Origin of the sequence: Agromyces fucosus (assembly GCF_004134865.1) — a bacterium.
Classification (GTDB): Bacteria; Actinomycetota; Actinomycetes; order Actinomycetales; family Microbacteriaceae; genus Agromyces; species Agromyces fucosus.
On the sequence record NZ_SDPO01000004.1, the window covers coordinates 211,119 to 231,554 of the forward strand.

General features: G+C 71.4%; 11 protein-coding genes. All 11 read right to left on the reverse strand.

What is annotated here, in order from left to right:
* Positions 1-1,206 carry an ABC transporter ATP-binding protein gene (locus ESP57_RS16515; protein WP_424220120.1) on the reverse strand — a complete coding sequence of 402 codons (1,206 nt, stop codon included), beginning with the start codon at positions 1,204-1,206 and terminating at the stop codon, positions 1-3.
* Positions 1,203-2,417, reverse strand: coding sequence for an ABC transporter substrate-binding protein (locus ESP57_RS16520; RefSeq protein ID WP_243648565.1), 1,215 nt, complete (start codon positions 2,415-2,417; stop codon positions 1,203-1,205). The genes ESP57_RS16515 and ESP57_RS16520 overlap by 4 nt, the downstream gene beginning before the upstream one ends.
* A gap of 148 nt (positions 2,418-2,565) precedes the next feature.
* A complete protein-coding gene (locus tag ESP57_RS16525) occupies positions 2,566-5,538 on the reverse strand; it encodes an FtsK/SpoIIIE domain-containing protein (RefSeq protein WP_129232306.1) in 2,973 nt (990 codons plus the stop codon).
* Positions 5,539-5,672: 134 nt separating this feature from the next.
* On the reverse strand, positions 5,673-6,284 hold the full coding sequence (locus ESP57_RS16530) for a zinc-ribbon domain-containing protein (protein WP_158556783.1): 612 nt from the start codon (positions 6,282-6,284) through the stop codon (positions 5,673-5,675).
* A complete protein-coding gene (locus tag ESP57_RS16535; protein WP_129232308.1) occupies positions 6,281-8,710 on the reverse strand; it encodes a transglutaminaseTgpA domain-containing protein in 2,430 nt (809 codons plus the stop codon). Before ESP57_RS16535 ends, ESP57_RS16530 begins: the two co-directional genes overlap by 4 nt.
* Positions 8,707-10,035 (reverse strand): DUF58 domain-containing protein, encoded by a 1,329-nt coding sequence (locus tag ESP57_RS16540; protein ID WP_235507794.1) that lies wholly within the window; start codon positions 10,033-10,035, stop codon positions 8,707-8,709. The genes ESP57_RS16535 and ESP57_RS16540 overlap by 4 nt, the downstream gene beginning before the upstream one ends.
* The gene (locus ESP57_RS16545; RefSeq protein WP_056014007.1) at positions 10,032-11,003 is read right to left on the reverse strand and encodes an AAA family ATPase; all 972 of its coding nucleotides are present in this window, start codon (positions 11,001-11,003) and stop codon (positions 10,032-10,034) included. Before ESP57_RS16545 ends, ESP57_RS16540 begins: the two co-directional genes overlap by 4 nt.
* An 11-nt stretch (positions 11,004-11,014) precedes the next feature.
* Positions 11,015-16,903 (reverse strand): Ig-like domain-containing protein, encoded by a 5,889-nt coding sequence (locus ESP57_RS16550; protein ID WP_129232309.1) that lies wholly within the window; start codon positions 16,901-16,903, stop codon positions 11,015-11,017.
* On the reverse strand, positions 16,903-18,321 hold the full coding sequence (locus ESP57_RS16555) for a serine/threonine-protein kinase (protein WP_129232310.1): 1,419 nt from the start codon (positions 18,319-18,321) through the stop codon (positions 16,903-16,905). Before ESP57_RS16555 ends, ESP57_RS16550 begins: the two co-directional genes overlap by 1 nt.
* 133 nt (positions 18,322-18,454) lie before the next feature.
* Positions 18,455-19,282 carry a PP2C family protein-serine/threonine phosphatase gene (locus tag ESP57_RS16560; RefSeq protein WP_056014949.1) on the reverse strand — a complete coding sequence of 276 codons (828 nt, stop codon included), beginning with the start codon at positions 19,280-19,282 and terminating at the stop codon, positions 18,455-18,457.
* Between the two features lie 25 nt (positions 19,283-19,307).
* Positions 19,308-20,381 (reverse strand): FHA domain-containing protein, encoded by a 1,074-nt coding sequence (locus ESP57_RS16565; protein WP_129232311.1) that lies wholly within the window; start codon positions 20,379-20,381, stop codon positions 19,308-19,310.
* Positions 20,382-20,436: the final 55 nt, after the last annotated feature.

Genomic DNA, 20,436 nt, shown 5'->3' on the forward strand with positions numbered 1-20,436 from the left:
TCAGCCCTCCTCGAGCTCCGTGACGAGCTCCTCACGGCGCTGCGCGGCGATCGAGGTGGTGTCGTCGTCTGCGGCGAACCGCGATGAAGGCTCCGCCACGTCGTCGAGGCCGAAGCCGTGCTCGACGGGCCACGAGATCCAGACCTCGGCTCCCTCGCCGACGACGGGACCCGAACCGGTGTTCTGCGCGAAGACGGTGACGGTGCCGGCTTCGGGGATCGCGACGAGGTACTGCGTGCTCACACCCGAGAACGACACGTCGACGATACGGCCGGGCCCGAGCGCGTTGCGATCGGACGACGGTGCGATCGCCTCTCGGGAGAGCGTGACCTTCTCGGGCCGCACGCCGATGGTCACTCGACCCGTGTGGCGCTGCGCCCGCGCGGTGGGCACGATCACGCGAGCACCCGCGATGTCGACCGTGATCGCGGCATCCGTCACGCCTGCGACGTCGCCCGTGAACAGGTTCGACTGGCCGAGGAAGTTCGCGACGAACGACGTGCGCGGCAGCTCGTAGAGTTCGGCCGGCGCGCCCATCTGCTCGATCGCGCCCTTGTTCATGACCGCGACCGTGTCGGCCATGGTCATGGCCTCCTCCTGGTCGTGCGTCACGTGGAGGAAGGTGAGCCCGACCTCTTCCTGGATGGTCTTCAGTTCGAGCTGCATCTGGCGGCGCAGCTTGAGGTCGAGCGCGCCGAGCGGCTCGTCGAGGAGCAGGAGGGCCGGGCGATTGACGATGGCCCTGGCCAGCGCGACGCGCTGCTGCTGCCCACCGGAGAGCTGCGCCGGGCGGCGCTGCGCGAGGTGGTCGAGTTCGACGAGGCGGAGCGCCTCGTGCGCCCGTCCGAGTGCGTCGCCGATCCGGCGCCGCTTGAGCCCGAACGCGACGTTCTCGAGCACCGACATGTGCGGGAACAGCGCGTAGCTCTGGAACACCGTGTTGACGGGGCGTTCATGCGCTTTCGTGCCCGTGACGTCGCGTCCGCCGATGAGGATGCGACCGCTCGTCGGCTCTTCGAGGCCGGCCACGAGCCGGAGCGTCGTCGTCTTGCCGCAGCCGGAGGGGCCGAGCAGGGCGAAGAAGGAGCCGGCCGGGATCGTGAGATCGAGGTCTTCGATCGCGGTGAAACCGGGGAAACGCTTCTGGATGCCGACGAGTTCGAGATCTGCGCCGCGTTCGGCGAACTCGCGTACCGACACGCTCACGCCCCCAGGAGGATGCTCTGGAACTGCGCCTGGTACTTCTGCTCCTCGGCGCCGCTCAGGGAACGGAAGATGTGCGCGTTCGACAGCGTCTCCTCGTTCGGGAAGATGAGCTGGTTCTCGGCGAGCTCGGGGTCGATCGCGATCGCGGCCTCCTTCGCGCCGACGACCGGCGTGATGAAGTTCACCCAGGCTGCCACCTCGGCGGCGACCTCGGGGTCGTAGTAGAAGTTCATGAGGGCTTCGGCGTTCGCCTTGCGGGGCGAACCGATCGGCACGAGGAAGTTGTCGTTCCACAGCGTGCCGCCCGCGGTCGGGATCGCGAACTCCCACTTGTCGCCGGCTTCGGCGTTGATGACCGTGATGTCCCCCGACCAGCAAATCGCGGCGAGGGTGTCTTCGCTCTTGAGGTCTTCGAGGTAGGAGTTGCCCTTGATGTTGCGCACCTGGCCGGATTCGACCTGCTCGCGCAGCACCTCGATGGCCGCGTCGAACTCCTCGTCGCCCCAGTCGCTCGCGATGTCGACGCCGTTCTGCTGCAGGATGAGGCCCATGGTGTCGCGCATCTCGGAGAGCACGCCCACTCGGCCCTTGAGCTCGGAGTTCCAGAGGTCTTCGACCGATTCGATGCCGCCGGGGATCGCCTCCTTGTTCCAGCAGATGCCCGCGAAGCCGCCCTGCCAGGGCAGCGTGTACGCCCGGCCCTTGTCGAAGTCGGGGTCGCGCAGCGCCGGGTTCAGGTTCACGATGTTCGGGATGTTGTCGTGGTTCAGCTTCTGGGTGTACCCGAAGCGGATCCAGCGTGCGGCCATCCAGTCGGTGAGCACAGCGGTGTCGGCGCCGATGTCCTTGCCGAGGGCGAGCTGGTCCTTCACCTTGCCGTAGTAGGTGTTGTTGTCATCGACGGCGACCTCGTAGTTGACCTCGATTCCGGTCTCTTCCGTGAAGCGCTCGAGCGTGGGGTACGCGCCGCTGTCGTCTTCGTCGATGTAGGCGGCCCAGTTCGCCCAGTTGACCGTCTTGTCGGTCGCCGAGGTGTCGGCCGCGGCCGTGGGCTTGCCCTGGGCACCGCCCGTGGAGCACGCCGCGAGGGCCAGGGCGGTGGCTCCGGCGCCCGCTCCGGCGAGCAGCGTACGGCGATTCAGCTGCATCTGTCGGGCCTGGGCGATGAGTGCTCGCATCATCGGGTCCTGGGGCAGGGGGCGTCGATTCACGGGGGACTCCGTTTCGGTTTGCTGCAGTGCAAGGGTGGGAAGATACTGCCACACTGCTGGGCTGAAATCACTCGATGATGTCCGAATCGTTAATTTCTGCGAACATCTCGTGCGGAATCAGCGCTTCTCGCCCGATCTTGCGACCGATTCAGTGGATTCGGCGGCTCGGCCAGAGCGCACGGCGCACATCATGCCCGGGCTCGATGACCCAGCACTGACCAGCCCCGTCATCGAGGAGCGGAGGGAGCCCGCGCGTGCGCATGAGGGCGCGATACTCGCCCGCGCTGCCGTGCACGACGAACGCCGCCTCCTCGCGAAGGCTCGCGAGCAACGACCAGCTCGCGGCCCAGGCCTCCGCGTCGCCCACGATCGCCGGCGGAGGTGCATCGATCGGACGTGCGGCGATCGCGGCCCTGACCGCGGGCTCGCCGCCGGCGGCGAGGAGGATCGGGGTCCGCCCTCCTGCGGCGATCACCGCAGCTGCCGCGCGCGGCGCCGCAGACGCGATCGCGTACGGAAGGTCGGGCCGCAGTTCGAGGAGCGATACCTCGGGTGTCCCCGGAGTCTCGGACTCCGTCGCCATGACCACCTGCACTCGTCGCCCCCGCCATTGCCCGGCGCCGGCACCGGCGCTCGCGCGCCAGAGCTCCCCGCGACCACCGGACTGCACGAGATCCGAACGCGCGGCATGGCGTAGAAGCAGTCGGCTTCCGAAGGCGTCGCGGAGACCGTGGCCGAGCGCGAGCGGGTCGACGGCCGATGCCGCGACCGCCACTCCCCTCGCTCGTCCTTCCCTGATCAGGGACTCCACCATCGCGAAGGCCTCATGACGGTACTCCTCCGGCCAGGCACGGAACCTCACGTCGAGGTCGTCGATCACGATGAGGGCCGGCGGTGGCGCCGCCCCGCGGACCGCGGCCCTTGCGGCCACGAGTCCGTCCCAGTCTGCGCTCGACGGACCGCGAAGGCGGAGCGTGGCGGATGCCGCGGCCGCGATGCTCGCAACCGACTCACTCGCCGCCCGCTCGACCGCCGCCAGTGCCGTGCTCCGCCCGCTGCCGGGAGCGCCGAGCACGAGGAGGGCGCCGTCGCGGTGCGGCGCCCATCGCGCAAGGCTCCGCCGCTGCCGCTCCGGTTCGTCGACCACGCCGAACCCGTAGCCGTCGAATGCGGGGGCGACGGCGCGATGCTCGTCGGGCGATGTCGGGCGCGGATCCCCGAGGAGCTCGGTCACCGAATCAGGGGCGATGCGCGGGGGCAGCGGATCGAGCCAGGTACGGCGAGCCCGCGGCATCCCGGCCGATCGAGCGATCACCGCGGTGATCGCGCTCGGCGTCGCCACGGCCGAATGGAACAGCACGGGGCATCCGTCGCCTCGGTCGATCACGCCGCGACCGGGCAGGTCGGGCGGGATCTCGGATGCCGCGGTGGTTCCGACCACCGCTTCGCTGTCGGCTCGCTGCAGCACGCGCAACGACACGCGGATCGCGCAGTTCGCGGTGACCTGCTCGCGAACGACGCCGTTCGGCCGCTGCGAGGCGAGCACGAGGTGCACCCCGAGCGAGCGCCCGCGTGCGGCGATGTCCGCGATGATGGCCCCGAGCTCGGGGAAGCGCTCGAGCATGGCCTGGAACTCGTCGACGACGATCACGAGTCGCGCGAGCTCGACGCCCGCGTCGAGCCCGGCGATGTCGCGTGCGCCCGACCGAGCGAGCACCGTCTCGCGGTGGGTGAGCTCGGCCCGAAGGCTCTGCACCGCCCGCTCCGCCTCCGACTCGTCGAGGTCGGTCACGATGCCCGTGACGTGCGGCAGGCCGCGCACGGGCTCGAACGCCGCGCCGCCCTTGAAGTCGACGAGGAGGAACGAGACGCGCGCCGGCGAGTGGGCGGAGGCGAGGGCGACGATCCACGCGAGCAGGAACTCGCTCTTGCCGCTGCCGGTCGTGCCCGCGACGAGCGCATGCGGACCGCACCGGGCGAGGTCGAGTTCGAGGGCATCGCCGGCCACGCGTCCGACGAGGGCCGAGAGGCTCGAGCGATCGAGCCCGGTGCCTGCCGGCGGCTGCAGCTCGTCGAGCTGCAGCCGGCGAGGAAGCTCGTTCGATCGATCGTCGAGGCCGGCTCGCGCCGCGATCGCCGACAGGGACTGCGCCCAGCGGGCGACTTCGGCGACGCCGACGAGCGAGGGCACGACGTGCGTCTCCGCACCGCCGTGCTGGACGAGCGCCGCATCGGGCGCGTGCAGGGTCACGATCGTACCGAGCCCCGGGGGCAATTCGGCCGCCGTTCGCGCGATCGCGACGATCGAGACACGCGATCGGTCGTCGGCTGCTGCGAACGCCGACGACGTGGGCGACGATGGCCGCGGCTTCGGCGACGGCGGCCGAGCTCCGGTCTCGACGACGACCAGTCGAGCAGTCGCCCGCGCTCCGCGATGGGGCAGCAGGCGCAACCACGCCCAATTGCCGTCCTCCGGCCCTTCGGCATCGATCGCGAAGTGGCGCGGATGCCCATGGTGCGCGAACTGCACGGCACTCGCACGCGCCGCCGCCCTCGCGAGCGGGAGCTCGCCGACGAATCCGATACCCGCCCCTGCGTCGACGGACATCGGGGCGTCGTCGAGTCGAGCCGCGGCGAGGAGCAGCGCTCGATCGTCGGCGTCGACGGGGGCACCCTCGACGCGCAGCGCGCTCGCGGCCGCGCCCCGCCCGAGCACGAGCGGCGGAAGCGCCGCTTCGCGCCACGCAGGATGCACCGAGTGCTCGAGCAGCGATCGGGAGGACGGCGTGCGGTGCCATGCCGCCCGGCGTTCGAGACGGTGTCGCTCACCGATCTCGAGGCGGAGTTCGCCGACGAGTCGCCGTCGATCGGCGCCGGCCCGTCGTCGCAGACGACGCGCCGAACGACGGGCATCGAGCATCGAGCCGATCGCCACGATCGGCCCCAGCACCGCGAACACGAGGGAGAACGGCGACCCGGTGATCGCCCACAGCGCGAGCGCCCCCGCGACGGGGGCGAGCGACGCGATGAGCGGGAACCCGGCTCGAGCAGGATCGGCCGGCGCCGGCGGCAGCGAGAGGGGCGTCTCCAGCGATACGGGTGCGATGTCGAATCGGTCCACGACGCGATCCGATCACGCGGGCGACCCTTCGGCGGCCACGGACGGCGCGCGGGGCACTGGATCGGCTGACGGCATGCTGTGGAGGACGAGTCGGCGGGACTCGGAGACGTCTCGCCCGAATCGGGTGGAACGCGTCAGGAGACGACGAAGAACTGCTCGGCGAGCTCTACACGGCTCCCCCGCGGCACGAGGTAGCGCCTGCCCGGCTCGCAACGCATCGCGCCGTCGTCGATGCGCCGCACGATGGTGCCGTTGCCCGAGAAGCGGTCGGCGATCCAGAGCGTGCCGTCGTGCTCGCCGAACTCGACGTGGGTCTTCGACACCGACAACGACCGGTCTGCGATCTGCACGAGATGGTCGAACACCTCACCGGGCTGGGGCAGGGGGCGACGGCCGATGAGCCCGGTGCCGAAGACCGTGCGCGACTCGCCCGTGCTGAACGTCAACACGAATCTCGTCGCGGCGGGCGTCGTGAGCAACTGCTCGTGCTGCTCAGGCGCTGCCGCGGCGAAGAACTCGCCGGTCGCAGCATCCGACGCCTCGATCGCGACCGCGGCACGGAAGCCGTCGACCGGGATGGAGATCACGCCGCTGTTGCGACGGGCGGGCCGCTCGATCACCGTCGTGTCGCCGGGCCTCGGATCGGGCCGCCTGCGGGATTCCGGCGTGGCGCTCGTCGAGCTGCCGCACTCGCCGCAGAACATCGCCCCATCGGGCAGCTCTGCTCCGCAGATCCGACACGTCACGAACGCGCTCCTCTCCGGGTCACAGCGTACCCGCCGAGCGAGGTGAGCGAGACCGCCGCTCGCACCCGCTCGCGCAGCGATCTCGGCGCCCCGAGCCGCTCCTGCAGCTCGTCGACCGATTCCCAGACCACGAGGTCGTCGCCCTCCATCGGTCCGTCGGGTGCGAACACGGCGCGATCGACGACCGAGGCGAGCACGAGCGGCGCGAGCCCGCCGACCGTCGCCGCCTGCTCGGCGCGCGTCGCCGTCGGCCGGATCGGATAGCCGTAGTCGGCCGCCGAGTCCGCGAACTCCTGCCACCCGCCCTCGATTCGTTCGACCGCGGTCGATGCCCTGCGCCGCAGCCGTCGCCGCCGCATTTTGGCGACGACGATGGCGAGGAAGGGACTCGCGATGAGCGCGAGCACGCCCAGCACGATTCCCGCGACGCCGAGGACGGCGAGCAGCGCCTGAACCCATGCGTCCGCACTGTCGTCGGGGTCGTCGGGCGGGGTCTCGGGCTCGTTCGACAGGTCGTCGACCGGCGTGCGCTCCGCGGGCGGCGGCAGCGCCGACTGCGGCCTCGACACGATCGTGGGCTGGTCGGGCTCGCGCTCGGGAATGGGACGCGGCGCCGGGTTCGGGTCGACCGGGACCCAGGTTCCGTCAGCGGCCTGCACCTCGATCCAGGCCTGCTTGTCGTCGCTCGCGAAACGCGTGACGCCGTCGGGAGCGCGCTCGCTCGCGGCATCCGTCTCCCGCGGCGCGACATCACCACCACCCTCAGGCGTCGCATCGGTCTGACCGGTCGCATCGGCCCCACCCGTCTCGGCGGTCCCGCCGGGCGGCTCGGTCGTGTCCGAGGCGTCGTCGTCGGCCGCGCCGGGAAGGTACCCGACGACGACTCGCGCCGGGAAGCCGATTCGGCGGGCCATGAGGGCCGCGGCGACCGCGTACTGCTCGCCGTCGCCGACCATCGGCCGTTCGACCGCGAGATCCGCGAGCCGATCGAGCGAATGACCCGACCTGCTCGGCGCATTCTCCTCGAGGCCGTGGCTCACGTATCCGTTCGCACGGAATCCCTCGATGACGGCCTGCAGTCGCGCGCCGGGATCATCGGACACCGGCGCCCACTCGTCGAGCAGCTGCGCGAGCTCCTTGGGCATGTCGGGCGTCGCGGGAAGCACGCTCGTGCCGGGGTTCAGCCCGTCGAGCTCCGAAGGATCGACGGGCACCACCGAGGTCGCCGCGTAGCGATCACCCGACTGCAGCGATCGCTGCACCGCGCCCGTGCTCGTCACCTCGTTGTAGAAGAACGACTCCGTGAGCGTCTCGGCACGTGGTCCGCCGAACGTCATGCGTTCGAGGCGACCAACCCCCGGCACCCACACCTCGGAGTAGTTCTCGACCTCGACCTCGATCTCGAGCCGCTCGGTGTCGCCGCTCACGCCCGATTGGTCGAGACGATAGGGCACCCGCGTGAATCGTCCGGACGCGGAGGCGCCTTCCGCCCCGCCGACCGTGTAGACGATGCCGTCGTACGAGTCGAGCGTCGCCATGCGCAGGCCGGCACCGTCGGGAAGCCCGCGGACGTCGAGCATCACGTCATCGGCGACGTCCTCGTCGAAGGCGGCGCGGAACCCCGCGAGCGGGCTGTCGTGACGCCTCGGCTCGAACGGCGGCTGCAGCTCCGCCCGTACGACGTTGCGCGGCGGCACCGGCAGCGCCACGGATGCCGCGGTCGCACCCACCACCGCGATGGCCACGAGCGCCGAGGCGCCGAGCACCCGGCGCGCGTCGGTGAGCGCCGCCTCGACACGGCGGCCGACGGTGATCGCGCGCCGGTCGGCGATGGCGACGCGCACGAGCCAGGCCACCGCGGTGATGAGGAACGCGATGCCCGCCTCCACGGCGAGTGCCGAGTGCACGACTCCGAGTGCGATGCCCGCGATGAGGAGCGCGGCGGGCGGCAATGCGGCGGCAGCGGGGCGCCGACTGCGCAGCGCGATCGAGATCGCGGCGGTGGCGGCGATCAGGCCAAGGAGGAACGGGGGCACGAGCAGCGCCTGGTAGGAGCCCACGGGAACCGAGATCGTGACGAGCTGCTTCCACGAGAGTGCGGCGCCCGCGATGAGCTCGACGATTCCGGACGGACTCGGCAGGATCCCGCCGATCGCGGCGCCGGGCACCGCGGCCGGCACGCCGAGCACCAGGTACGCGCCGAACACCGCGAGCACGATGATCCAGGAGGGAAGGCGGAACCGCGCTCCGACGACGCCGATCGCCACTCCCGCGGCGATCGCGACCGCTGCGGCCACCACGAACGCCGGGCTCTCGTAGACGGGCCACCAGGGCAGCATCGCCGCAGCGAGCATGGCGACGACGAGCACGACCGTGACGAGGGTGGGCACGAATCTGCGGGCTCCCGCCGGTGCACGAGGGGTCATGTCACCGACGCCGATCTCGCGAGCATCGCGCGCAGGTCCTCGAGGTAGCCGATGCCGAAGACGGTGAGCCCGGCGATCGTGCGGGCACTCGCCTCGCCCTCGGGCGAGCACTGCACCGCGACGCTCTCGACACCTGGCGGGAGCCGGGTCGCCGCGGAGCGCAGCGGTGCGACGCCGCGAGCAGTACCGGTGACGATGAAGGCGAGCGACACGCCCGCAAGCGTCTCGGCCGCTGCGCGGGCGACATCGGGGAGCATCACCGCATCCGGCTCGGTCTCGACGACGCAGAGCGCGTCGAGGAGCCGGTCGCGGGAGACCGTCGGGAGTTCGCGCATGGCATTGCGCCCGGTGCCCGCGCCGGACCCGCGCTGGCGACCCGAGACCACGAACGACACGGTCCGTGCGTCGCGGATCGCCCGAGCGCCGACGGACGCGGCAGCGCTGACGGCGAGTTCGAATTCGGCCTCGTCGACGTACGAGCCGGGGTCCAGATCGAGCAGCACCATGAGGCGGCTTCGCCGGGTCTCCTCGAACTGACGCACCATGAACGTCCCGGTCTTCGCCGAGCTGCGCCAGTGGATGAACCGGCGATCGTCGCCGGGCACGTACTCGCGCAGCGCGTGGAAGGCGATGTCGCTCGCCGTGAGGTCGCGTGTCGGCGTTCCCTCGAGGTCGCGGATGAATCCGGTGCTCAGCGCGTTGATCGGCACGGTACGCGGGTGCACGTGGAGTTCGGCCGTCTCCGACCACACGTACTCGCGCCGCATGAGGCCGATCGGGTCCGCGCGCACCGTGCGCGCAGGGCCGACCGGCACGACGCCGCGCCGCTCGGTCGGGATCGAGAACTGCTCGTCGAACACGCCCCCTCGCGGCAGCCCGGGCAGGACCCGTTCGACGATGCGGCGGCCGACCGGGAGTTCGAGCTGCACCCCGCCGAATCGCCGCCGGCCGGGGTTGGCGGCGATGAGCCGCGCTTCGGCCGGTTCGCCGACCACGACGCGCGGCGACGGCAGCACGAGCTGGATGGTGCCGGCACCGCGTCCGATCAACCAGACGGATGCCGCGACAGCGAGCACCCCGAGTCCCCACCCGAGCGCGATGAGCTCGAGCCAACCCCAGGTGTACCCGCCCACGAGTGCGACCGCTGCGACGACGATCACCGACCAGCCGAGTGGCGTCACGACGCCCTGCACCATGCGGGCGGCCCGCCCGACGGCAGCAGCTGCGCGGCTCCCCGCCACGACGGCGCGCCCGATGACCACCGCGAGCACGCCCTCTCTTCGGGCGTCCTCGGGGATGGTCGTTCTGGTCTGGGTGAGCGTCACACCGCTTGCCTGGTCGAGGGAGGAGGCGTCTCGATCAACACCTGGGCGATCATGTTCGACGCGGTGACGCCGTCGAACTCGGCTTCGGGGTCGAGGATCAGCCGGTGCGCCAGCACGGGCTCGGCGAGCGCCTTCACGTCATCGGGCACGACGTAGTGGCGGCCCCGCCCGGCCGCGTGGGTCTTCGCCGCGCGGATCAGGGCGAGCGCCCCGCGCACGCTGACCCCGAGACGCACCTCGCGAGCGGTGCGCGTGGCGTCGACGATGCGTGAGACGTAGTCGTGGATCGTGGGGTCGACGTAGACCGTGCGTGCCACCGCAGCCAGGTCCACGACCTCCTCCGCCGCGAGCTGCGATGAGACGCGGTGCTCGTGGGCGCGCTGGTCGGCGCCCTCCAGGATCCGGATGGTGGAGGCGTGGTCGGGGTAGCCGATGGACGTGCGCATCAGGAAGCGGTCGAGCTGCGCCTCGGGGAGACGGTAGGTTCCGGCCTGCTCGACGGGGTTCTGCGTCGCGATGACCATGAACGGATGTCCCACGGGATGCGTCACGCCGTCGACGGTGACCTGCCCCTCCTCCATGACCTCGAGCAGCGCCGACTGCGTCTTCGGGCTCGCCCGGTTGATCTCGTCGGCGAGCACGATGTTCGCGAAAACGGGCCCGGGGTGGAACTCGAACACGCCGGAGCGCTGGTCGTACACCGTGACGCCCGTGATGTCACCTGGGAGCAGGTCGGGAGTGAACTGGACGCGGTTGCTCGTGCCGTCGATCGACTGGGCCATCGCCCGTGCGAGCGAGGTCTTCCCGGTGCCGGGCACGTCGTCGAGCAGCAGGTGACCCTCGCTGAGGAACGCCGTGAACGCGAGCCTGATGACCCGGTTCTTGCCGAGCAGCACTTCCTCGACCGCGCCGACGAGTCGATCGAGGGTCGCGGCGAACCGCGCCGCCTCATCGGGGGTCATGGTCATCTCGGCTCCTTCTAGCGGTTCTGGTAGCGGACGACGATGTCCGCGATCTCAACATCCAACCAGACGAGGTCGCCCGGTTTCGCCTCCGGGATGTCGCAGCTCGTGGGGGTCTGCGCCTGCCGGCCGTTGCGGTCGCCGTCGACGCCGCAGCTGAAGGTCACGGGGAGTCCGGAGTTCTCCGGCGCCGAGGTCCACGACCAGGTCTTCGCGGATTCGTTCCACGCGCGGCTGGGGAGTGCGAACGTCAGCGAGGGGCGGGCGTCGGAGGGCAGCACGTCCGACCACGGGCCGCAGCTCCCCCAGATCGAGCAGCTCCGCACCTGGAACCGGACCGTCTCGCCGAACGGCCTGGCGAAGAGTTCTTGCGCCCACCCGGAGCCGCCGAAGCTCTGCAGCGTGCCCGGGATCTGCGCGCCGTTGCCGTCGACGGCCACGATGTCGTATCGCCAGGCACCCGGCGAGACCCCGGCGATGTACCGGTCGTAGACGTCGGCGGTGCGCATTCCCATGCGACTGTCGACCTTCCGGATGGCATCGGGCGACGGCCGCACGATCGTGCCGACGACCTCGGTGTTGGCGCAGGCCGCCCGATTGTAGCCCCAGACGAGGAAGGAGTACCTCGTCGCCTCCGCACCGGTGCCCGCGAACTGCACGCTCGTCGTTCCGGGCCCGACGTGCACGACCTCGGCGACCGTTCCCCCGCTCGACGGCGCGACGACGCTCCCGGGAGCCGGGCTCGTGACCGAGCACGCCTGCGCCCCACCGGGTACCCCTGACGCCCCGTCGACGAGGCGCTGCACGAAGTACCCGCCGATGGGATCCCCGTTGCCGCCGAAGGCGTCCCAGGCGACGGTGACGGTGCCGGCCGCGGCGTCGCCGTTGACGAAGATCGCGCCGGCGACCGGTGGACCGAAGGGGGTTCCGCTGGTGCCCGCCTCGGTCCAGACCGCGAGAGCCGGGAATGCCTGGTTCCTGGCTCCGACCGTGATCGGCACCTGGCTGCCGTTCTCGAGCGGCTGCGAGTCCGTCGAGCAGAGCGTCGCCGTGCACGCGGCCGCCGCGGAGACCTCGTTCGAGACGCCGGCGACCGTGACGACGTACGACCCGATGGCGCTGCCGGACCCCGCGGGCACCGGATCCCACTCGACGCGGAGGTACCCGTCGCGCGGAACAGCCCGCACCCCGGAGGGCGGCGGCGGGATCACGTCGGACCACACCGGACCGGGCGCCGCGACCGGATCCGAGAGGCCGATGCCGTTCCTCGCCCTGATGCGCACCTGCACGGCATCGGACTGGCCGTTGCCGGGGGTCGAGACGGTGCACGTCGTCGCAGCGCACTCGGAGGAACTCACGGCGTCGCCCGTCGCGGCATCGACGAGCTCGATCTCGTACCCCGTGATCGGGGAGTTGTTGAAGGCGCCCGCCCCGAAGACGAGGTCGAGGGTGCGGTCGCCGAAACCCGTGACCTGTGCGCCGGTGACGGGGTCTGGCCGGTCCTGCACGGAGATCGTGACGAGGCCCCATGCGTTGCGGGCGGCGTCGCCGGTCGCATCGGCCACCTCGTACTGCACCGTCGAGTTCACCGGCGCCGCCCCCTGGGCGACCGTCACCTCGAGCTTCGACCGGTCGTCGCTCGGCACGATCGAGATCCCGTCGGGAAGGCTGTCGGCATCGGCCCCGCGCACATCGACGACGCGGAGCGGCACGTCGGGGAACGGGTTGGTCGCCCCGTCGTTGGCCAGCACGTCGATCGTCGTGGTCCGCCCGCGCTGCGCGACGGCGGTGTCGGCGGCCGGCCGGGCGATCGGTCTCGTCGACGGGACCACGTGCAGCTCGATGCGCCCGGACCTGCCGTCGCCCGCCTCATCGGCGACGCCGATGGCGACCGTCGCCACGGTGCCGTTGGTCGTCGATGCATCCGCCTCGATCGTGAGGTGCGAGCCGTCGAGGGAGAAGCGGAAGCCCTCCGTCGGCGGCGGCAGCAGTCGGTACGCGAGCTCGTCCCGTTCCGACGGATACGGGTAGTTCGTGAGCTTCACGAGGTTGATGTCCTTCGACTGCCCGGGTTCGAAGTCGATGACGCCGCCGGTGAAGACCGGCGGCTGGTCCTCGGTCGGTGCCACCTCGATCGGGATCACGATGGTTCCGGTCCGGGCGGACGGATCCGTCGCCGACTCGCCGTCGGTGACCGTGAACGAGAGCGATGCCGGTCCGTAGTACCCCTCCTCGCTGCGATACCGCAACGTGTCCTGGTCGACCACCAGGTCGGAGCCGTCGCTGTGCGAGGCACGCACCGTCGCGGCATCCGTGATCCGCACCGGGCGACCGGACGCCGCGATGACGAAGTCGTCGAGCTCGAGCTCGAACTCCTCGCCGCTCATGACCTCGACACGGGGAGCGTCGGCGCGCAGTTGCGGCAGTGCATCGTCGCGGCCCGGCACCCAGATGAACGCGTAGGCGATGATCGAGGGGTCCTCGGGGTGGGCCACGGAGAACGGGATGACACGGCGGCGGTCCTCGACCTGCACGCGGATGCTGCCGTCCCGGCGCACCTCGGCGCCCGCGTCGTACCCGTCGACGAGCCCCACGACGAGATCCGACACGTCGGCATCGGCGAGGAACACGTTGCGCAGCACCGGGACGTTCACGAACTCCTTGTCGAGGATGTCGCTCAGCGTGAGGACCGTGTCGGATGCCTCGGGGCGGGCCAGCGGCGCATCGTCGCGGGCGATGATGCTGAGGAAGGTCGAGGCCTCGCTGAGCTGCTCGTTCTGGATGACGTACACGAACCCGTACTCGCCCTCACCGGGAGGCACGACGACTTCGATCGTGTCGTCGACGATGTCCGCGACGGCATCGCCCTCGGTCGCCTCGACGCTCTCCAGGGTGAGCGCACCGCCGTCGGGGTCGGAGTCGTTCTCGAGGACCCGGACGGCGACCGTTCGGCCAGGGCGCACCTCGACGACGTCGTTGCCGGCGATCGGCTTGCGCGCACCGTCGAGTCGTGGGGCGATGCCGACGCGGACCGTGCCGACGGCAGGGGCGCCGAGCGCGTCGACGACCTCGTACTCGAACTCGTCGGTTCCGGCCGAGTACTCGCCCGCCTGGTACTCGAACCAGTCGGCGCCGTGCGAGGTGACGTTGCCGAGTTCGGGGTTGCCGCCCTGGCCGAGGAGTTGCACGCTGTCGCCCTCGGGGTCGGATCCGCTGAGCGGCACCGGGATGCGGACGGTGTCGCCCGCGAGCACGCGGGCGGTCACCGTGGCCGGCACCGGTGGGGTGTTGGTCTCGGGATCCGCTGCACGCACCGACATCTGCACGGTGGCGGTCGCCGACTGCGGACCCGGCCCGGTGATGCGGTACACGGCCTCGTACTCCCCCGGCGTCTCGGGGGCGAAGTAGCGGAGGCGGTCGCCGTCGACGAAGAGGAGCCCCGCCTCCGGCTCGCGTTCGAGGACCGGCTCGAGCGTGATCGGCAGCGCATCGGGATGCTCGTCGTTGGCGAGCACCGCGATGTCGACGACATCGCCCGTGCGTGCCGAGATCTTGTCGGGCACCGCGACGGGCGGTTGGGCGACTTCGAGCTGCGGCACCTCGACGACGGTCACCTCGCCCTCGGCTTCCGCGAGGCCGTTGCTGATGCGGTACCCGAACACCGTCGACCCCGTCTCGAGCGGGCCGGAGAGGGTGACCCGGAGGATGCGATGCTCGATGACCTCGACCTGCACGGCGGCCTCGGCCTCGGGTTCGCCCAAGCCGGTGAGGATCAGCACCCCGCCCGTCGGGTCGATGTCGGTGGCGAGCACGTCGACGTCGACCGGCTCGCTGTTGCGGACGAACGCCGTGTGCGGCACCGTGATGGGCGTGGTGCCGAGCTCGGGCGGCGCGGAGACGTCGACCCTGACCACGCCCGTCGTCGTCCAGGTGCCGTCGGTCACCGTGTATTCGAGGGAGTGGGTGCGCACGGCCGAGCTCACGAACCGGAAGGTGCCGCCGTCGAAGTCGGGGGTGAGCTGCGCATCCGGCTTGGCGGGCACGGCGCTCAGCTGGATGGTCCCGGACCCGCCGCGCACGTGCTGCAGCGGGTCGACGCGCACCTCCTGGCCCGCCGTCGCGAGCACGACGAACGGATCGGCCACGAGCGGCACGTCTCCGGGAGCGCGCACGCCGAGGCCGAGCACGCCGACGGCGGTGTCTCGGCCGTCGGACACCTCGAGGGAGACCGAGCGCTCTGCCCCGGCGCCGCCCTTCTCGTCGAAGACGACCACGCCGTCGGCCGTCGACGACAACGAATCGGGTTCGGCCGAGGTGGCCCGCTTGAGGAAGAACGGATCGCCGTCGGGGTCCACCCAGTCGCCGAGCACCGCCGTGCTGACGCGGCCGCCCTGCTGCACGAGGGCCTTGGTGGACCGCCGCTGCTCGGGCGGTGCGTTCTCATCCGTCTCGCGCACGGTCACGCTCACCGTGGCGTGCGCTGCGCCGCCGAAGCCGTCGTCGACCGTGTACCCGAAGGCGATGACACCGGATGCCTCGTCGCCCAGCACGAGCTGCAGTTGCTGGTTCTCGGCGATCCGGTCGAGCGCGACTCCGGGCGGCAGTTCGCCGTCGACGGCCTCGATGACGAGAGCGTCGCCGTTGGCGTCGTAGTCGTTCAGCAGCACGGGCAATGGCGTCGTCCGCCCGGGGCGGGCACCGAACTCGTCGTCGGCCGCGACGGGCGCCACCTGGCTCTTCTCGATCGTCGGCGGCGTATCGGGGTCGTTCTGCTCGATCGTCTCCTCGTCGCGCTCGATGTCGAGCAGCTCCTGCCAGTTGTCGATCAGTCCGAACTCGGCGCCGACCGCCCAGGTCTTGCCGCTGCGCCGTTCGTTGAGCACGAGCGTGGCGCCGTTGGCGAGGTAGGTGTAGTCGCCGCTCCGGGTCGCCGACGGGAGTTCGAAGGGTTCCGCCGGGCCGGCTCCGCAGGCGCGCACGGCGGTGCCGGCCGCCCACGCCGCGTAGAGGCAGCCGTTGTGCACGATCGGGACCGCGGGCAGGCCCGACCGCCCGTCGACCCGCGTGATCGGCGCACCGCCGTCGAGACCCACGGTGATGAGACCGCGCCGCGTCGCGATCGCGACCTCATCGCCGTGGCTCGAGGCTTGCTGCAGCACGGGCTCGTCGTTGGCCGCGATGAACTCGGAGAGGTCGACGGCGCCGCGATCGAGGTGGAGGGTCCGCGTGCCGGCGTCCAACACCGCCCAGCGATCGGCGACCGAGGTGATCTGCACGTCGGGGTCGCCGGCGACCGATTCGATCTGCCAGCGCGTGCGCGCGGTCTCCGCGTCTGCAGCGTCGACCAGCGCGACGTCGCCGGTCGAGGGCGTGTACGCGACGAGCGTGCCGTCAGGGTCCACGGACGTCACCGACCCCTTGCCGAACGACAGCATGGGTTCCGCGTCGGCGTCGAACTGCGCGAACGCGTCGAGCGGTGTCGTCCAGACGTCGCCGTCGGAGACGATGACGACCCGTGATCCGGCGAGCGAGAGCATCGCATCGTCGGGAGGGACCGCGACCGTCTCCGAGATGCTCGACGTCGTCGCATCGATCACGCGCACCGTCGCGCGCGCACGGTCGAGCGCGAGCACCGTGGGGCCCTGCTGCAGGATGTCGATGCCCGTCGAGCCGGTCTCGACCACCGAGTTCAGTTCGAGCAGCGCCGTGTTCGCGCGCCCGATCGCCTGATGCTCATTGCTGCTGACCCAGACCGCCGCATCGCCCAGGTCGACCCGTTGCGCCGCATACCCGCCGGAGGCGATCGCGACACCGGCCACGAGGGCCACCACAGCGGTCGTCGCCGCCGCGGTGATCGCTGCGGATCGCGGCTTCGGGAGGCGGCTGAGATCGGGAAGCCTCGGCATCATGATCCCTGGTCGAGGTCGACCGTCACGTCGACGCAGCGTTCAGCGCTCGAGTCCCCGGTCTTGCCGTCTCGCGCGACCTTGACGCTCGCGCAGACCCGGTCTCCGTCTTCGGCGGGAACGGTCACCCTCGCCTCGCGTTGCAGCGGGCGGGTCTCGCCGTCGACGGTCACGACGTACGCGTCGGAGGCCTGGAGTCCCGGGTCGTTCCAGGAGAAGGTCACGGTCTCGCCCGCGACGACGCCCTGCACGTCGGTGACGACCGGGATCGACCTCGTGCCCTGGATCACGAAGTACGCGCCGGCGCCGACGAGCGCGATCAGGAGCACGGAGACGAGGGAGATGCCCCAGGCGAGGCGCGCCGACGTCGGCGGGGTCGTCCGAATGCGCCCGGTGCCGTGATCACGCGGGCGCGAATCCGCCTCGGACCGGGTCGCCGCGAGTGCGCTGCGTGAACGCCGACGTCGCGGCGCCCCCTCACCGGTGCCGTGGGTCCCGCTGATGCGGGTCTGCTCGTCGACGTCGACCGCGGTGGCGAGTGCCCAGTCGTCCATCGCCACTTCGAGCGGCGTCTGCGAGAGACCGAGCTCCTCCTCGACCGACTGCAGGTCGCGGATGAACTCGAGGGCACTCGACTGCCGGGCGGACGGCCGGAGGGACATCGACCGTGCGAGCACCTGCTCGAGGCTCTTCGGCACGTCGATCCGCCCGGTCGGGGCGACCTTCGCCTTGTCGATGCGGGCCATGAGCGCCCCGGACCCGTTGTCTCCTCCGGGCGTCTCGAACGGGCTGCGGCCGGCGAGGAGCGAGTACACGGTGGCGCCGAGCGACCACACCTCGCTCGCCACGCTGCCGGACACCTCGTCGTGCAGCACCTCTGGCGCCGACCACGGGATCGACAGTCCGACGGCGTCGGAGGACTCCGCCTCGCCGAGGGTGGCCGCGATGCCGAAGTCGGAGAGCACCGGATGCCCGTACGCGGTGGTGAGGATGTTCGACGGCTTGATGTCCCGATGCAGCACGCCCTGTCGGTGGGCGGTCTCGACCGCGCTCGCGATGCGCACGCCGACGGACAGCACCTCGGCGAGCGGCAGTTGGACGGCGCGGTAGCGCTGCCCGAGCGAGGCCGAGCAGTACTCCATCACGAGGTACGGGCGTCCGTCGGCGGCGACGCTGGCCTGGTAGACGGTGAGGATCGACGGGTGCGAGGAGAGCTGGGCCATGAGGTTCGCCTCTGCCTGGAACATCTGCCGCAGGTCGTCGTTGACGACCTCGGCGAGCAGCACCTTCACGGCGACGAGGCGACGAGGCATGTTCTGCTCGTAGAGGAAGACGTCGGCGAAGCCGCCCGATCCGAGCACGCGGATGAACGCGAAGCCAGGCAGGTTCGGCGGTGTGGAGGGCAGTCGGCGAGACACGGTCCTCCTGCCTGCTCTGGGTCGGTTCGACGCCGCCCGGTGGCCGGCGGCGCCCGGTGCCCATCATTGTATCCGCGGGTGACGGATGCCTCGTGGTGCTGTGCACAGCTCGGACGGCCGAGCCGCCCCGGGGTCAGCCGCGTGCCGGCTCGACCTCGCCCGACGACTGCGCGCCCGCGGGGCGCACGACCTTCAGCACGTCGACGACGATCGCGGTCACGTTGTCGCGGCCGCCGTTGCCGAGCGCGGCTTCGAGCAGCTGGCGTGCGGCCTTCTCGGCCTTCGCGTTGGCCATGAGGAAGTGGCGGATGCCGTAGGTCGTGAGCTCCTTCGTGAGTCCGTCGGAGCAGATCAGGAGGCGCATCCCGGGTTCGACGGCGATCGCGCGGTAGTCGGGGATCGGCGCCTCGTGGAAGCCGACCGCGCGGGTGATCACGTTCGAGTGCGGATGGGTGTCGGCCTCTTCCCTCGTGATCTGCCCGGCATCGACGAGTTCCTGCACGATCGAGTGGTCGACCGTCAATTGCTCGAGGACGCCGCCGACCAGGCGGTAGACGCGCGAGTCGCCGATGTTGAAGACGATCCACGCCGGTTCGTCGGCGATGGCGCCGAGCGCCGCCCCGGTCACCGTGGTGCCGCTGCCCTCGTCGGTGACGCCGGCGCCGCGGCCCATGTCCTGCACCGCCAGGCGGAGCGCGTGGTCGATCTCGGGCGTGCCGACGAGCGTCTTCCCCCCGTGCTCGGCGAGTCGAGTGACGACGGCGGCGCTCGCGAAGTCGCCGGCGGCATGGCCGCCCATGCCGTCGGCGACGGCGAACACCGGCGCTTGGGCGATGAAGCTGTCTTCATTGACCTCGCGGCGGAGTCCCGTGTCGGTGACCGCCGCCCAGGCGAGCGTGACCTCGGTGCCGTCGGGCAGCGTGATCCGGTGGCGGGCGTTGCCATTGCCGATCTGGGTCACCTGTGAGGCCTGCTGTCTGTTCGGGTCATGCGCCGGGAGCACCCTGGGCGGAGAGGATCTCGATGATCGTATCGTCTCCGAGGTCGAGGGTGGCGCCGGGAAGCACGACGATGGACTCCCCCGCTCGGAGCCGACGCGCGCCCGAGGCCGTGCGGAGCACGGTGCCGTTCGTCGAGTGCAGGTCGGTCGCGACGAGACGGGACCCGACGAGGCGGAGTTCGAGGTGGGTGCCCGAGACCACCGCCGCCGGGGACGCGACCGCGAGCAGCTCGGGCTGCACTCCGCTGCCCGAGATTCGCGGCGGCAGCGGCTTGCGCCCGATCAGCACGGGCGCCGCGACCGTGAGCGGCACTCCGTCGCCGATGCGGAACCGAGGGCCGTTCGCACCGGCCTCGACCGCGGGGCCGACGGGATCGGCCGGCGAGGGCTCCGACGGCGCGTCCGTCACCGCCCCCGACGACGTCGTCGGCGCACCGGGCGGCTCGCCGACCCGCGTGCCGGTCCGGGGCGTGACGATCGTGTCGGCGACGGATTCCTCGAGGCCCGGTTCATGGCGGCGAGGGGAGAGCAGGGTGTCCGCATCGAGCCACGGCGTGGGGGCGGGCGCGTCGGGCTGCCGCACCTCCGACGTCCACTCGACCGATGAGGTGCGCAGGCTCGCGCGCCGGTGGACCACGGGCTCGCCCGCGGCCTGCACCCGATCGAGGGGTGCCGCGGCATCCGTGATGCGCAGGGCCACGACGTCGTCGAAGTCGGCGAGGTGCCACGGCCGGATCCCCCGCGCGTCGAACCGGCGACTCCCGCCGGGCGAGGCGAGGTCGACGACCGCGTCCCCCCGGACCACGGCGGTGACCTGTGTGGTCGCCGCCTCGTCCCACCAGACGAGGCCGAAGGACTCGATCGGATCGACGCGGCCCGACGGGACGATGCCCACGAGCGCTTCGAGTGCGAGACCGCCGTCGCTCGCCGCCTCGGCCAGCGCAGCCAGCACCGGTTCGGGCGCGGGCGCGACGAGCGCGGCGATGAACCGGTCGCCCACGATCACATCCCACGCGCGCGCGCCGGCCACCGCCGTACTCGAGACAGCGCCGGAGACCATGCGGAACATTCTGGCACCGTGCCCGCCGTGCGCACGAGGGGTTCGGCATCATCGG